Origin of the sequence: Gallibacter sp. Marseille-QA0791 (genome assembly GCF_965119705.1) — a bacterium.
In the GTDB taxonomy this organism is placed as follows: domain Bacteria; phylum Bacillota; class Clostridia; order Peptostreptococcales; family Anaerovoracaceae; genus Lentihominibacter; species Lentihominibacter excrementipullorum.
In genome coordinates this window covers 1,720,255-1,735,667 of sequence record NZ_CBCPMH010000001.1, presented here as the reverse complement: position 1 = coordinate 1,735,667, position 15,413 = coordinate 1,720,255, and the positions used below count along the sequence as shown (strand labels likewise).

The 15,413-nt window shown below is 49.9% G+C and carries 11 protein-coding genes; 5 read left to right on the top strand and 6 right to left on the bottom strand.

What is annotated here, in order from left to right:
• Nucleotides 1–16 precede the first annotated feature (16 nt).
• The 6 genes from ACQY69_RS08035 to ACQY69_RS08010 all read right to left on the bottom strand — a co-directional run bounded on the left by ACQY69_RS08035 (nt 17) and on the right by ACQY69_RS08010 (nt 8,197).
• Nucleotides 17–1,303 carry an amidohydrolase family protein gene (locus tag ACQY69_RS08035; RefSeq protein WP_428260013.1) on the bottom strand — a complete coding sequence of 429 codons (1,287 nt, stop codon included), beginning with the start codon at nt 1,301–1,303 and terminating at the stop codon, nt 17–19.
• 170 nt (nt 1,304–1,473) lie between these two features.
• Nucleotides 1,474–3,132 carry a dihydroxy-acid dehydratase gene (ilvD, locus tag ACQY69_RS08030; protein ID WP_428260012.1) on the bottom strand — a complete coding sequence of 553 codons (1,659 nt, stop codon included), beginning with the start codon at nt 3,130–3,132 and terminating at the stop codon, nt 1,474–1,476.
• A 167-nt stretch (nt 3,133–3,299) separates the two neighbouring features.
• Nucleotides 3,300–4,295: a ketol-acid reductoisomerase gene (gene ilvC / locus ACQY69_RS08025; RefSeq protein ID WP_428260011.1), complete on the bottom strand. Its 996-nt coding sequence runs from the start codon at nt 4,293–4,295 to the stop codon at nt 3,300–3,302.
• A 41-nt stretch (nt 4,296–4,336) separates the two neighbouring features.
• Nucleotides 4,337–4,843 (bottom strand): acetolactate synthase small subunit, encoded by a 507-nt coding sequence (gene ilvN, locus ACQY69_RS08020; protein WP_428260010.1) that lies wholly within the window; start codon nt 4,841–4,843, stop codon nt 4,337–4,339.
• 200 nt (nt 4,844–5,043) lie between these two features.
• The gene (ilvB, locus tag ACQY69_RS08015; protein WP_428260009.1) at nt 5,044–6,705 is read right to left on the bottom strand and encodes a biosynthetic-type acetolactate synthase large subunit; all 1,662 of its coding nucleotides are present in this window, start codon (nt 6,703–6,705) and stop codon (nt 5,044–5,046) included.
• Between the two features lie 359 nt (nt 6,706–7,064).
• Nucleotides 7,065–8,197 (bottom strand): IS3 family transposase gene (locus ACQY69_RS08010; RefSeq protein ID WP_428260008.1). Its coding sequence is split into 2 segments (ribosomal slippage): nt 7,065–7,945 and nt 7,945–8,197, totalling 1,134 coding nucleotides; the frame shifts between segments, so codons are not numbered across the junction.
• A gap of 646 nt (nt 8,198–8,843) precedes the next feature.
• On the opposite strand from ACQY69_RS08010, the gene ACQY69_RS08005 reads away from it, so the two are divergent.
• From ACQY69_RS08005 to ACQY69_RS07985, 5 genes are all read left to right on the top strand, one after another.
• Entirely contained in the window at nt 8,844–10,544 is a 1,701-nt protein-coding gene (locus ACQY69_RS08005) for a 2-isopropylmalate synthase (protein ID WP_428260007.1), read from the top strand.
• A 27-nt stretch (nt 10,545–10,571) separates the two neighbouring features.
• Nucleotides 10,572–11,834, top strand: a complete 1,263-nt coding sequence (leuC, locus tag ACQY69_RS08000) for a 3-isopropylmalate dehydratase large subunit (protein ID WP_428260006.1) — start codon at nt 10,572–10,574, stop codon at nt 11,832–11,834.
• A gap of 33 nt (nt 11,835–11,867) precedes the next feature.
• Nucleotides 11,868–12,353 carry a 3-isopropylmalate dehydratase small subunit gene (gene leuD, locus ACQY69_RS07995; RefSeq protein WP_428260005.1) on the top strand — a complete coding sequence of 162 codons (486 nt, stop codon included), beginning with the start codon at nt 11,868–11,870 and terminating at the stop codon, nt 12,351–12,353.
• A 13-nt stretch (nt 12,354–12,366) separates the two neighbouring features.
• Nucleotides 12,367–13,443 carry a 3-isopropylmalate dehydrogenase gene (gene leuB, locus ACQY69_RS07990; protein ID WP_428260004.1) on the top strand — a complete coding sequence of 359 codons (1,077 nt, stop codon included), beginning with the start codon at nt 12,367–12,369 and terminating at the stop codon, nt 13,441–13,443.
• Nucleotides 13,444–13,924: 481 nt separating this feature from the next.
• A complete protein-coding gene (locus tag ACQY69_RS07985; RefSeq protein ID WP_428260003.1) occupies nt 13,925–15,226 on the top strand; it encodes a saccharopine dehydrogenase family protein in 1,302 nt (433 codons plus the stop codon).
• Nucleotides 15,227–15,413: the final 187 nt, after the last annotated feature.

Genomic DNA, 15,413 nt, shown 5'->3' with positions numbered 1-15,413 from the left:
TGTCTGCAACCGACATTCAGTTTGCCTGCAATTGATTCTTTATGAATTCGCCTTCCTTCATGATGACGGCCATCTTGTCAGTAGCGATGGCTTTGATATCATCCAGCGGATTGCCGTCGAGGACAAGCAGATCGGCGCTCTTGCCGGCTTCGAGAGAGCCGGTGATGTCATCTACCCGCAGCGCCTTTGCGCCATTGAGGGTAGCGGCGACGATAGTATCCATTTCTCCTATCCCGGCTTTGCTGATAAACTCGTAGATCTCGCCGATAGCGGTATCGCCGTACGGTGTTATCTTGGAGTTGAAGGAGTCGGAGCCGATAGTCAGTACGACGCCTTTGGCAAAAGCTTTTCGCAGGTTGTCGTAGATGCGGTTCAGCTCTTTTTCTGTTACCGTTTCACCTGGGAATCTGTCGTGGATCTCGGGAACATATTTAGGCGGATATGTTTCGAACCAGGCAGGAAGGAAACTGATGGTAGGACAGAGCATGATCCCTTTTTCCGCCATAGTATCAATAGTCTCGTCATCCAGCTCCCAGCCGTGAATGATGAAATCAGCGCCGGCCTTGACCGAAGGAGCCGCACTGCCGAAGCAGTGAGACCAGAGAGGAATGCCTCTTATCTGGCATTCTTCTGCCACGGCTTGTATTTCCTCAGGCGTGTAATGAGGATCCATGCCGGCTTCCCATCGCCAGATACCGCCGCCTGTGGCCCAGATCTTGATAGCGTCAGGATTTTCACGAAGCCTCCGCCTTACTGCCTTTCGCAGATCCCATGGACTGTCGACACACTCTGCCCACGGGTGGGCGGCTTTGTTCTGTTCTATGGAAAGGAGGTGGGAATCGCCGTGCCCTGCTGTAGCACAGAATCCAAGTCCTGTGGCGACGATCCTTGGCCCTTGCATCACCCCGGCTTCTACCATGTTTCTGATGTGTATGCCGAATCTGGAGATCTCACCTACAGTAGTGAGTCCGGTCTCCAGACATTCGTGAGCCTGCTGCACTGCAACGACGGCTTTCTGGATATTGTCCTCCATTACCCAGTCGCTGTCGTTTTCCGTAAGGTTACCGGAGAAGTGAAGGTGGGTATCCACGAGACCGGGCATAATGGTTCTGCCAGTGATATCGATGACCTGGCAATCATCCGGAGAAGTAAGGTCAGTCGAAGGTGCTTCGTCCGCCGGACCGGCGTAAACGATCTTGCCGTCTTCGATAAGTACCGTGCTGTTTTCCACTGCGGATTTTCCGGTGCCGTCTATCAGAAGGCCACCTTTGAATACTGTTTTGTGCAATGCTTTTCTACTCATCGTAACACTCCTTTGTCGATTGTCGGCAGGCGGCGGCGCATTGGGTTCTGCCGCCTGCGAGATTCAGGTGATTGCAGAGCCGGGAAAAGGTCTGCTTTCATTAGTTGTTACGGGGCGTTGTTCATTGTATCGACTGCCATGAAAAGGATGGCGATCGATAACGCCGCCGTCTATTCCATGACCGCTCCTTTCGCGGCTGAGGACACGTTTCGCATGTATCTGGCCAGCCATCCGCTTGTGACGTTAGGCTGCGGAGCAACATAGGACTTTCTCCTGGATTCAAATTCTTCGTCGGATATCTTAGCGTTTATTCTGGCGTTAGGGATGTCGATCTCAATGATATCCCCTTCTTTCAGCAGGCCGATGTTTCCGCCCGCAGCCGCCTCAGGGCAAACATGCCCGATGGATGCGCCTCTGCTGGCGCCGCTGAATCTGCCGTCGGTAATGAGAGCAACGGTCTTATCCAGCTGCATCCCCGCCAGCGCGCTGGTAGGATTGAGCATTTCTCTCATCCCCGGACCGCCCTTAGGACCTTCGTATCTTATGACTACCACGTCACCGTCGACGATCTTTCCAGCGTAGATGGCGGCAATAGCGTCCTCTTCACAGTCGAAGACTCTGGCCGGTCCTGTGTGGCACAGCATCTCAGGAGCTACGGCACTTCTCTTAACGACACAGCCGTCCTGTGCTATATTTCCCCACATGATGGCTATGCCGCCTGTTTCGCTATACGGATTGTCGACAGGCCTGATTATATCGTAGTTCTTTACATAAGCGCCTTTCATATTTTCGCCTACCTGTTTTCCTGTAGCAGTGATCAGGCTCTTGTCGATAAGGCCTTTCTTATCCAGCTCGCTGAAGACTGCCATCAGACCTCCTGCGTTGTTGAGGTCATGCATATGGGTGCCGCCTGCCGGAGCCAGATGACACAGATTAGGGACCTTGGCGCTGAACTCGTTGAAAATGTCAAGATCCAGCTCTACTCCGGCTTCATTGGCTATTGCCAATAGATGAAGTACGCTGTTGGAAGAGCATCCCAAAGCCATATCGCAGGCCAGGGCGTTTCTGATGGATTTTTCATTGATGATATCACGGGCTTTGATATCTTTATTCACCAGCTCCATGATGGCCATACCGGCATGCTTGGCCAGACGTATCCTGCCGCTGTCTACCGCCGGGATGGTGCCGTTTCCCGGAAGGGCGATGCCGATTGCCTCCGAGAGGCAGTTCATGCTGTTGGCTGTGTACATTCCCGAACAGGAACCGCAGCCCGGACAGGTCTTCTCTTCGAACTCCAGCAGCTGGTCATCGTCGATGATGTCGGCTTTCCTGGCCCCTACGGCTTCGAACATTTTGGAAAGGCTGGTCTCCTCGCCATTGACCAGGCCGGACATCATCGGGCCGCCGGAACATACTACTGTAGGGATGTTTATCCTTACGGCACCCATTATCATTCCGGGAACGATCTTGTCGCAGTTAGGAACCAGCACTAACCCGTCGAAGGCATGAGCCATGGCCATGGTTTCGACGCTGTCGGCGATGAGCTCACGGCTTGCCAGGCTGTACTTCATACCGATGTGGCCCATGGCTATACCATCGCATACGCCGATGGCCGGGACCTCTATAGGCGTTCCGCCGGCCATTCTGACGCCGGCTTTTACGGCTTCCGCCACCTTATCCAGGTGTATGTGGCCGGGAACGATCTCGCTTTTGGCTGAAACGACGCCGATGAGTGGTCGCTCCAGCTCTTCTTTAGTGTATCCCATGGCGTAGAAAAGGCTTCGCATAGGAGCTTTTTCTACGCCTTTTGTTACGTTGTCGCTTCTCATATTGTTTTCCTTTCTCGTGATTTTTGCTTTTCGCTGACCATATCTGAACCCGCGCCCACGTCTCACGTTATCGCTTGCTCAGGGTCTGGCTGAGACGGACGGATAAGAGGGTAAAAGAAAGAGGCCCCGCCGAGGCGGTCGCCAGGGCAAGACCTCATGTAAAAGTCTTATTTCTTCAGCCAGCTCATCATCTTTCTCAGCTCTTCGCCGACTTTGCAGAGGAGGTGGGATGCTTCCTTCTGTCTCGTAGCGAGGAATCTTGCCTTACCGCCTGCATTGAATTCCTGGATGAATTCGCTGGCGAAAGTGCCGTCCTGGATCTCGGAAAGGACTTTCTTCATTTCCTTTCTAGTATCCTCGGTTATTATCCTCTTTCCTGTTCTGTAGTCGCCGTATTCAGCTGTGTTGGAGATGGAATATCTCATCTTGTCGAATCCGCCTTCGTTGATCAGATCCACGATAAGCTTCATCTCATGGATGCATTCGAAGTATGCCATTTCAGGCTCGTAACCGGCTTCTACCAGCGTATCGAATCCGGCCTTCATCAGCTCTGTAACACCACCGCAGAGAACTGCCTGCTCACCAAAGAGGTCTGTTTCGGTCTCTTCCTTGAAGGTGGTCTCCAGGATCCCGGCACGGCCCGCGCCGATCCCGCTCGCGTATGCGAGAGCATAATCCTTGGCCTTTCCGGAAGCGTCCTGATAAACGGCGATAAGGCTAGGTACGCCTTTTCCTTCGACATACTGACTCCTTACAGTGTGGCCAGGGCCCTTAGGAGCGACCATGATAACGTCCAGGTAAGGCGCCGGCTTTATCTGGTTGAAGTGGATGTTGAAACCGTGGGCGAACATGAGGACATTGCCTTCCTTCATGTGTTTCTCTATCTGATTCTTGTAGATGGAAGCCTGCAGCTCGTCAGGAGTAAGTATCATTACAACGTCTCCGGCTTCGGCAGCTTCTTCGATGCCTACTACCTTCAGTCCGGCAGCTTCGGCTTTTGCGATGTGAGCCGAACCAGGTCTGAGACCTACTACGACGTTTACGCCGCTTTCATTGAGGTTCATGGCATGGGCGTGACCCTGGCTGCCAAAGCCGATGATAGCGACAGTTTTTCCATCCAGAAGTGATAAATTGCAATCCTGATCATAATACTTTTTAATCATTTTTTCCGTCTCCTTTATATGTTAAAATTTGTTGACAATGGTTATTCTTCGTGCCAGCTGGCGCTTCTGCCTATTCCGGTGATCCCGGTGCGGCAGACTTCCGCGATGTCATGGCAGCTCATCATATCCATGAAGGCGTCCAGTTTTTCGGAAGCGCCTGTCAATTCTATTATAAGGCTGTTTTTGGAAAGGTCAACTATTCTACCTCTATATATTTCAACAATTTCCTTGATAGCGGACCGCTCCGTCTTATCGGCTTTGACTTTCAGCAACAGAAGCTCTCTGTAGATGCTGTCGTTCTTATCCAGCGTGAATATCTTCTTTACGACTTCTAATTTAGCCGTCTGAGTTATTATCTGGTGAAGTCCCTGCTCTGTCCCTGTAAATACTACCGTTATCCTGGAAAGCTTAGGGTCGTTGGTGGCTGAGACCGTCAGGGAATCTATATTGAAGCCTCTGCGGCCAAACAGGCTGCTGACTCTGGTGAGGACATTGGCCTGGTTGTCCACCAGAATGCTGATGACTTCCTTTCTAATTTCCTTATCCATGAAAAAATCCTCCTACATATATTTGTCATGCGAAGCATGACATCAGTGGTCCTTTAGGGCTACATATATTTGTCATGCGAAGCATGACATCGGTGGTCCTTTAGGGCTACATATATTTGTCATGCGAAGCATGACATCGGTGGTCCTGCGGCCGAAGGCGGCGCAGGGCTGCATTGACTTACTGCGCGAAGCGCGACGCACTATCCAATGATCATATCCTCGACATTCCCGCCTGCCGGTATCATCGGGAGTACCCTCTCGTCTCTGGCCAGCGCGCAGTCTATCCATACAGGCCCCTTCTCCTTGAGAGCTTTCTTGAAAACCTCTTCGAATTCCTGCGGGTTGGCAGCGGAAAAGCCCTTCGCACCGAAAGCTTCCGCCAGTTTAGGGAAGTTGGTTTTTCGCTCCGGTGTCGTAGCGGCATATCGCTTTCCGTAGAAGGATGTCTGCCACTGATAGACCATACCCAGGACCTGGTTGTTCATGATTATGGTTATGATAGGAAGCTCCTGGCTTACAGCCGTGCATGCTTCGTTGAGATTCATGTGGAATGAGCCGTCCCCCGTAAAATGGATGACCCGTTTATCCGGGCAGCCTATTTGAGCTCCGATGGCTGCGCCATAACCAAATCCCATGGTCCCCAGACCACCGCTGGTGATAAAATCCTTCGTCTTGTCGTGCTTGAGATATTGAGCTGCCCACATCTGATGCTGGCCTACATCGGTAACGTAAATGGTCTCCTTGTCAGTAAGATCGCAAACTGTGTGGATGATCTCGCTCGGGTGGAGAGCAGCGTCCTGACATTTGACGTCACCGGTCTTCTTTTTCCACTCCATGGCCTGAGCGACCCATTCCTTATGATCCTTCTTTTTGATGAGCGGAAGGAGCTTTGTCAGGAATTCCTTTACGTCGGCGGTCACGCCTATGTCTACCAGGACATTCTTATTGAGCTCGCTGGTATCGATATCTACCTGTATCTTGTAAGCTTTTCTGGCGAACTTCTTAGGGTTGAGAGCGACTCTGTCGCTGAACCTGGCTCCCAGTGCCAGCACCAGGTCGGCTCTGTCGACTGCCTTATTGGAGGCGATGCTGCCGTGCATGCCGATGAGGCCCAGATTTCTTGGATTTTCATAGCCGATGATACCAGCGGCCATGAGCGTATATGTGGCCGGGATATCAGCTATCTCGATCAGCTGATTCAGTTCATCTCCCGCGTCGGAGGCAGCCACTCCTCCACCGAAGTAAACGACAGGTTTTTCGGCCGCATTTATCATCGCCGCTACTTCCTGTACCTCCTGATCGGTAAATACAGGCGGCGGATTGAGGGGCAGCGGTTTTCCCGGTTTGTAATCAGTCATTGCGGCTGTCACGTCTTTGGTTATATCTACCAGGACTGGACCCTTCCTGCCGCTGTTCGCGATTCTGAAAGCGTTCCTGAGTGCGTCGGCCAGATCCTCTATCCTGTTGACAAAGAAAGTATGCTTTGTTATCGGCATAGCGATCCCTGTTATGAAGATTTCCTGGAACGCATCTCTGCCGATGAGGTTGTCAGGAACGTTGGCCGTTATGGCAACCATAGGTATGCTGTCCATAAAGGCTGTGGCGATACCAGTTACCAGATTGGTCGCTCCAGGGCCGCTGGTGGCAAAGACGACTCCGGTCTTACCTGTTGCCCTGTAATATCCGTCTGCGGCGTGAGCCGCGCCCTGTTCGTGAGCCGTCAGTATGTGCCGGATCCTGTCTCTGTATTCGTACAGAGCGTCGTATATGTTGAGGGCCGCGCCTCCGGGATATCCGAATACGGTGTCAACATCGTGCTCCAGCAAGATCTCGGCTACCAGTTGTGATCCTGTAACTCTCATATCTTCCTCCTTGTGATTTTTTTTATCGTTACAACCCATTATATATGGTTTACAGAGAAAATCAACATGTTTTTTGAAAAAATTGTGCAAAAAAACAAAGAAAATTTAAAAACGTAGTTTAAACACACAAAAACATGTGGAAAAATCAAAAAACAGGCGTTGACGACTGACGGCCACGTTATCGAAATCGCTGGTTCGGCAATCAAATCGCCCAAATATCGCCAGTAGTTGTTTTTCGGAGGGCTGGCGATATTTTCGGCCTTTTTCAACGAGTTTTCCCGCCCCGATTATCGTGGAGGAACGTTTTCCTCATAGTCTGCGTACTGGTCAAGAGAAATTGTAATAGAAGCAGGGACTTTTTAAGCAACTCTAGCAGGAGGAAGCCCACCATTGTATAAATGAGGTCTTAAATTGTTATACCACCCATATGCATATGTATTGATCTGTTCATACAGCATTTCCTCGTTAGCAAAGGATTTGAGATTTATCAGTTCTGCCTTCAATGTATTGAAATACCGCTCCATAGGGGAATTATCATATGGACATCCCGCCCTGCTCATGCTTTGTGTGATACCATTAGCTTCGCAGAATTCTACGAACTCCTTTGAGGTGAACTGACTTCCTCTGTCACTATGCAGTATCATCCCGCCTTTTTTCCCACTGCGCTCAAATGCTTTCCGTACTGTATCTATTGCAAGCTTAGCATTGATCCGTTCTCCGTTTACACTTGCAACGACTCGCCGATCATAAATGTCGATGATCGTGCAGTTGTATCTTTTACTTCTGTTGGCAAGAAAAAGATATGTAAAGTCTATGCACCATTTCTTATCTCTCTCTTTTGCACTGAAATCACGATCAAGCAAATTTTCGAAAACCGCATATGCTTTTGTACCTTTGCGATAACGATATCTTGCTTTACGTGTCACAGACCTTAATCCTAATTCACCATTCATATACTTATGCACTGTTTTCGCGCTTAAGCTTATCCCCTTGTTTGCAAGCAGCTTCTGCATCATGCGGTATCCCGGTCTTCCACCGGATTCATGATATATCCTGTCTATCCTTTTGAGTACGAAAGCCTTTTTCTTTTCTCCGGCGTTCTTTCGCTGCTTTCGGTAATTGTAATATGCATTGGGATAAATATTTATTTGCCTTAACAGCCAATTGACCCCAAATCGTTTCGAATACTTCTCTATGAACTTGTATGCTTCTATTTGTTTTCCTTCGCAAAGAACGCCGCCGCTTTTTTTAAGAAATCATTTTCCTTTCTCAGCTCTTCGACTTCCTTTTGCAGTCGCCTGAGTTCTTCCATTTCTGCCAGCTTCCTGGCTCTTTCAGCATCCTCTTGTGCGCTTTGCCTATACTTTTTTACCCATCTTCTTATGACATCCGTAGAAAATCCAAATTCGTCGGACAAACTTTGATATGTTCTCCCTTCTTGGATATACAGCTTGATGATTTGCTCTTTCAATTCCGGTTCACAGTAAATCATAATATTCGCTCCTTTCCCTTAACATTATTTTACAAAAGTCACGTTCCTATTACAACTTACTTATATCACCTCACGACGAGCCCATCAAAGCCTGAAAAACGCTCTCCCGACCCTTTACAAAAATAGTCCAGTATTCTCAAACCCATTGGATTTTACAGACATTTTAAGATTTTGAGAAAATGTCTGTAATTTGACCGCCACCGGATATCCGGATGCCCGGTTGCCTGAAAAATTTGTGTTGACAAACCAAACGTCGTCATTTATATTAGTAACATACATGTAAATACAGACGCGATGAACGGAATAAATCGGACGGAAGTATTTCAGCGAGCAGTCGGTCGGTGCAAGACTGTATACGGAGTCGGATGTCTCGCCCGGGAGCGTCGAACTTTTGAGCGGGTGTGTGATTTCCCGGCAGGCGTGAAACGCTGACAGCGACAGCTGGAGGCGGCCGGCAGTGTTGCCGCAGGGCAGTGCAGTCAGGTGGCGCGGGCCAGGGACGGTGAGAATCGAAACAGCACGCCAATAAGAGTGGTACCGCGGATGCTTATGCCTTCGTCTCTTAGTTGAGATGAGGGCTTTTTTGATGAATGGCGGCATGCCGGAGGGCGGGCCGTGCTGAAAACTGAAAAAGGAGAGAGGAAACATGAAAAACTGCGATAAATACAAGATAGGGTATTTTCCACCTGATACCCCCCATCATGCGTGGGTGGAAAAGGATCATATAGAAGAGGCGCCTATGTGGTGCAGCGTCGATCTGAGGGATGGAAACCAGGCCCTCATCGTTCCCATGAGTCTGGAAGAGAAGGTGGAATTCTTCAAGTTCCTGGTAAAACTGGGATTCAAACAGATCGAGGTGGGCTTCCCGGCGGCGTCCAAGACTGAATATCAGTTCCTCAGAAAACTGGTGGACGACAAGCTGATCCCCGACGATGTGACGATACAGGTGCTGACTCAGTCGAGAAAGCACATAATAAAGAAGACTTTCGAATCATTGGCGGGCGTGAAAAAGGCGGTGGTCCATCTTTACAACTCCACATCATTGGCTCAGCGTGAACAGGTATTCAAGAAAGAAAAACCGGAGATCATCAAAATAGCTACCGATGGGGCGACACTGATGAAGGAATACGCGGTGAAGCATCCGGAGACGGACTTCACCTTTGAATATTCGCCGGAGAGCTTTACCGGTACGGAAGTGGATTTCGCGGCGGAGATATGTAATGCTGTCATCGATATATGGGAACCTACTCCTGACAACAAGGTCATAATAAATCTGCCTAGTACCGTGGAGCTGTCCATGCCTCATGTGTACGCGTCCCAGATAGAGTACATGTGCGAGAATCTCCACAGCAGGGAGAATGTCATCGTATCCCTTCACCCGCATAATGACAGAGGGACGGCAGTAGCTGACGCAGAGCTGGGATTGCTGGCCGGAGGCGACAGGATAGAGGGGACGCTCTTCGGGAACGGAGAGAGGACGGGGAACGTGGATATCGTTACTCTGGCCATGAACATGTATTGTCACGGTGTGGATCCGGGCCTGGATTTTTCCAACATGCCGGAGGTGGTGGAGACGTACGAGAAATATACCGACATGAAGGTGCCGCCTAGACAGCCGTACGGCGGGCAGCTGGTATTCGCCGCGTTTTCCGGCTCCCATCAGGATGCTATTGCCAAGGGCATGAAGTGGCATAAGGAGAAAGATCTCAAGACATGGTCAGTGCCGTATCTCCCTCTCGATCCTAAGGATGTGGGAAGGGAATATGAGGCTGATGTCATAAGGATAAACAGCCAGTCAGGAAAGGGCGGTGTCGCATATATCCTGGAGCAGAATTTCGGCTATATGATCCCACAGCAGATGCGAGAGGAACTGGGATATATGGTAAAGGATATTTCCGACCAGGAGCACAAGGAGCTGACCCCCGTGGAGGTGTACCAGGCATTTGCCCGGGAATATGTCAATGTTTTCGATCCGATAGACATTACCGACGCGGTATTCAGGAAAGTTTCGGATTTCAAATCAGACGACGGCATGATAGCCGATATAAAGGTAAGGATAGCCGGAAAGGTATATCAGTTTGAGGCGGTAGGTAACGGTCGTCTGGACGCTATCAGCAACGCGCTGAAGATGTCGCCGTATACCTTTGATTACAAATTCGTCACCTATTCGGAGCATGCGTTATCATCGGAGTCCAGCTCCAAGGCTGCGGCTTATGTGTGTATCGAAGACAGGGACGGAAATGAATTCTGGGGCGTCGGTACTCATGAGGACATCATTCTGGCGTCGGTCAACGCTTTGGTGAGCGCTCTCAACAGGCAGAACAAGATGGATCACTTTGTGGAATAGGAAATAAATAATAAGGAGGAACAGAACATGGGAATGACAATGACCCAGAAGATACTGGCCGCTCATGCGGGGCTTGACAGTGTCGTCGCCGGACAGCTGATAATGGCGGAGCTGGATATGGTGCTGGGAAACGATATCACAACGCCGGTGGCAGTCAACGAGTTTGAGAAAGCGGGGTTCGATGGAGTTTTCGACAGGGAGAAGATATCTCTCGTCATGGATCACTTCACCCCTAACAAGGATATAAAAGCAGCGGAGCAGTGCATGCAGTGCAGGACCTTTGCCAGGAGATTCGATGTGAAGAATTTTTTCGACGTAGGCAGGATGGGTATAGAGCATGCTCTCCTTCCTGAGCAGGGTCTCGTCAAGGCGGGGGATTGCATAATCGGAGCCGATTCCCACACATGTACATATGGAGCTCTCGGGGCATTTTCCACGGGAGTGGGGAGCACTGATATGGCGGCCGGTATGGCTACGGGGAAAGCCTGGTTCAAGGTGCCTGAAGCCATAAGATTCAACCTGACAGGTAGCCTTCGGGAAAATGTAACAGGTAAGGATGTGATCCTTCACATCATAGGGATGATCGGTGTAGATGGGGCGCTCTATAAGTCCATGGAGTTCATGGGTGAAGGGTTGTCCAGCCTTTCCATGGAGGACAGACTCTGCATAGCCAACATGGCTATCGAAGCAGGAGCTAAAAATGGAATATTCATGGTAGATGAAGTGACAGAGGAATATATGAAAGGCAGAGTCCAGGGCCAGTGGAAGACCTATGCTCCCGACGAGGACGCGGAGTATGTGGAAACCTACGATATAGATCTTTCCGCCCTGAAGCCGACGGTTTCATTCCCTCATCTTCCGGAGAACACCAGGACCATCGATCAGGTGGGAGATGTGGAGATACAGCAGGTGGTCATTGGCTCCTGTACCAACGGGAGGCTGGAAGACATGGCGCTGGCAGCCAGGATACTGAAGGGCAGAAAGGTACACGATAACGTGCGGGCGATAATAATCCCGGCTACTCAGCAGGTGTATAAGGATTGCATAAAGAACGGATATCTGGATATATTCATCGATGCCGGATGCGTAGTTTCGACGCCGACGTGCGGGCCATGTCTCGGAGGCCACATGGGTATCCTGGCGGCAGGAGAGAGATGTGTCGCGACTACCAACAGGAATTTCGTGGGAAGGATGGGACATGTAAAGTCCGAGGTATATCTTGCCAGTCCGGCTGTAGCCGCGGCATCGGCTGTCACGGGGAAAATAAGCGGGCCAGACGAGGTATTGTAGGACTCAGGAGGCGTTTCAGGAAGGAGAGAAGAGATGAAAGCACAAGGAATCGTTCATAAATACGGAGATAACGTGGATACGGACGTCATCATCCCCGCCAGATACCTCAACACGGCGGATCACAAGGAGCTGGCGGCTCATTGTATGGAGGACATAGACGCCGATTTTGTAAAGAAAGTGAAGGCGGGCGATATAATAGTAGGCGGCGACAATTTTGGCTGCGGCTCCTCCAGGGAGCACGCGCCTATCGCTATCAAAGCCAGCGGGATAGACTGCGTCATAGCCAGGACATTCGCCAGGATATTCTACAGGAATTCCATAAATATCGGACTTCCGATACTGGAATGTCCCGAAGCCAGCGAAAAGATAAGCGACGGCGACAAGGTGTCTGTAGATTTTGACACCGGTATCATCACCAACGAGACTAAAGGCGAGAAGTATCAGGCGCTGCCATTCCCTGATTTCATCAAGGATATAATGGCCAAGGGCGGTCTGATGAACAGCCTGACGGGGAAATAGGAGGAAAACAGATATGGATTACAGGATAGCGGTGGTGCCGGGAGACGGCATCGGCCCTGAGGTGGTAGGACAGACGCTGAAAGTACTGGATAAGGTGGGAGAGATCTATGGCCATAGCTTTGAGTATGAAAAAGTTCTGGCCGGCGGATGCGCCATAGACGCTGTAGGGCAATGTCTGCCACAGGAGACGATAGATACATGTAAGGCAGCCGATGCGGTGCTCCTGGGCGCCGTAGGCGGGTGGAAATGGGATACGCTGCCGGGAAATGAAAGACCGGAGATGGCTCTGCTGGGACTGAGAAAGGAGCTGGGCCTCTTCGCTAACCTGAGACCGGCCATGCTGTTCGAAGAACTGGCAGACGCATGCCCTCTCAGGCCGGAAATAATTGAAGGTGGCCTCGACATCGTGGTGGTGAGAGAGCTGACCGGCGGGATATATTTCGGTGAAAAGGGGACCAAAGACACGGATATGGGTCCGGCCGCCTATGATGTGGAGCAGTATTCCGAGGAGGAAGTCCGCAGGATAGCTCACGTAGCCTTTGACATGGCTATGAAGAGAGATAAAAAGGTGACCAGCGTCGATAAAGCCAACGTGCTGGAAAGCTCCAGGCTGTGGAGACGTGTAGTGGCGCAGGTGGCTGAGGAGTATCCGCAGGTGGAACTTTCCAACATGTACGTGGACAACGCAGCTATGCAGCTGGTAAGGAATCCCAAGCAGTTCGATGTCATCGTCACCAGCAATATTTTCGGAGATATCCTTTCAGATGAAGCCAGCATGATAACAGGATCCATTGGTCTTCTGCCATCGGCCAGCCTGGCGAAAGGCAATTTCGGGATGTATGAGCCGGTCCATGGCTCGGCGCCTGATATCGCAGGCAAGGACATGGCTAATCCGATGGCAACTATACTGTCGGCAGCTATGATGCTGAGATATACTTTTGGCTTGGGCGAGGAAGCTGACGCGGTGGAAAAGGCTGTGAAGAAAGTGCTGGCAGACGGGCACAGGACTCATGATATCGCTGGAGATGGAGAAAAAGCCATCGGGACGGAAGAGGCAGGGCGACTTATCGTGGAAAACATAGGCAGATAGAAAGAACGGTGAAGAGAGCAGTGTAAAGGATTATTTTGCTGCTGTCCTGAAAAATATTATAAAATTTTTCGAAAATTCAAAAACTACTGTATCATCTAAAAATAGACGAAAACAGTAGTTTTTTTGTTAGAATGATAATTCGTTAACAAAGTATTATCTTGCTGAAATCGCTTAAGGGTCTTGCGAAAAGCACTGATGATGGGGTATTGTGTACAGGAAGAAAAAAGAAGGGAGCGTGGAAACCACCTTTACAGAAGAAGTTAAAGCTGTGGCGCGGCAAAATCAGAGCCGCGGATGTCACGATAAGGAAAACTTTAGGAGGTGGAACGGCAGGGCAGACACATGCCTGTCAAGATATTCCGGATAATTCTATGAAGAGAAACTATGAAACGCTGAAAGTTAATTTTAAAGAGTAGTGATACATGCAGGATTCAGCTGTCAAAGACGTCTTGCATGATATTACATAATTTTGAGGTGAATTATGAAGAAAGTATTAGTATTAGGCGTAGGCGCGCAGGGAAGCGCGGCGGCAAAGAGACTGGATCTGGAACCAAACGTTGAAGAAGTTATATGTGCTGACTATGATATGAAGGCGGTAGAAAATATCGTAGGCTCCATAAAAAAGGGAAGAGGAGTACAGGTAGACGCCCACGACAAAGATAGTATCGTAGCAGCGGCTCAGGGAGTCGATCTCATTCTCAACGGCCTGCCTCTGGAATGCACCAAGAACGTTCTGGACGCGGCGCTGGAAGTGAAGGCCAATTATCAGGATTACGCGTCCACCATCGCTGAAAATGTGGCTGATGTGTGGAGAAACAGCGATGAGGCCAAGAAAGATGATAATTTCCTGGGAGAAAAGGTCACTTCCGATGCGACGAAGCAGTGGATGGACAGTCTCAAAGCGCAGTTCAACATATACGGGCCTAAGTTCAAGGAAATCGGCAAGCTTGCCATCGTAGGAACAGGTTCGGCTCCGGGTCTCATATGCTGCGCGACGCGTAATGCGGTAAGACATCTCGACACTTGCGACACCATTTATAATATAGTATGGGAAGGAGCTATAGCTAAGAGATTCCAGCCATTCTGGTGGTCTCCGATAACGGCTCTCACCGACATGAGTGAAGAGGCTCTGGCGTTTGAGAACGGACAGTTCGTCAACACACCGGCTTTCGGTAACCCGATAAAGAGACAGTACGACTACATGGATGAGGAGATAACTTTCATGGAGCACTCCCATGATGAGCCGTTGCAGTACGGGTTCAACGCCAAGGATTATTTCAAAGGCTGCAAGAACGCATATTTCAAATACGCAGGAGCAGGAATGGATTTTGCCAAGCCGCTTTATGAAGCGGGACTGCTGAGCCATGATGAGGAAGAATACAAGGGGAACAAGATCGTTCCGTTTGACTATGTCCTCACTCACATCCCTCCGGCTCCGAAGTACAAGGATGAAATAAAGGCTATCATAGATGAAGGTCTGAAAAAGGATTCGGGCTGCATGGTCGTTGAAGCCTACGGAAAGAAAGACGGTAAGGATACCTTGGTCGAGACTCATGTATTCGCCCCTGGTCTGGTGGAATCTTTCGAGAGAGCGGGCATCACAGCAGAGATGTATCTGACGGGACAGGGCGGATTCTTCTTCTCAAAGATGTTCGTCAATGACCAGTTCGATCAGACGGGGCTGATATCGTCCGACATGCTCAGCGATGAACAGGTAGATATCTATTTCGGATATGCCGCTGAGCTGGGAATAACGCTGGATACGAAGATCAAAGATCTGTAAAAAGTCCGGGAAGCAATTCTGAAATACAATATAAAAGGGAACTGACATTTCGTGAAGTGTCAGTTCCCTTTTTCGATGTGTAAAAGTCGGCCGGGCGGTCTGCCGGCAGTGGCGGCAATAAATTGACACGGCAGGGAGAGAGCATACTTGACAATTGTGGTATAATATTATATACTTGACAAAAAGA

Coding starts and splice junctions, on each gene's coding strand:
- ACQY69_RS08035 (WP_428260013.1), bottom strand. CDS start 1,303: ATGAGTAGAAAAGCATTGCACAAAACAGTATTCAAAGGTGGCCTTCTG.
- ilvD (WP_428260012.1), bottom strand. CDS start 3,132: ATGAGAAGCGACAACGTAACAAAAGGCGTAGAAAAAGCTCCTATGCGA.
- ilvC (WP_428260011.1), bottom strand. CDS start 4,295: ATGATTAAAAAGTATTATGATCAGGATTGCAATTTATCACTTCTGGAT.
- ilvN (WP_428260010.1), bottom strand. CDS start 4,843: ATGGATAAGGAAATTAGAAAGGAAGTCATCAGCATTCTGGTGGACAAC.
- ilvB (WP_428260009.1), bottom strand. CDS start 6,705: ATGAGAGTTACAGGATCACAACTGGTAGCCGAGATCTTGCTGGAGCAC.
- ACQY69_RS08005 (WP_428260007.1), top strand. CDS start 8,844: ATGAAAAACTGCGATAAATACAAGATAGGGTATTTTCCACCTGATACC.
- leuC (WP_428260006.1), top strand. CDS start 10,572: ATGGGAATGACAATGACCCAGAAGATACTGGCCGCTCATGCGGGGCTT.
- leuD (WP_428260005.1), top strand. CDS start 11,868: ATGAAAGCACAAGGAATCGTTCATAAATACGGAGATAACGTGGATACG.
- leuB (WP_428260004.1), top strand. CDS start 12,367: ATGGATTACAGGATAGCGGTGGTGCCGGGAGACGGCATCGGCCCTGAG.
- ACQY69_RS07985 (WP_428260003.1), top strand. CDS start 13,925: ATGAAGAAAGTATTAGTATTAGGCGTAGGCGCGCAGGGAAGCGCGGCG.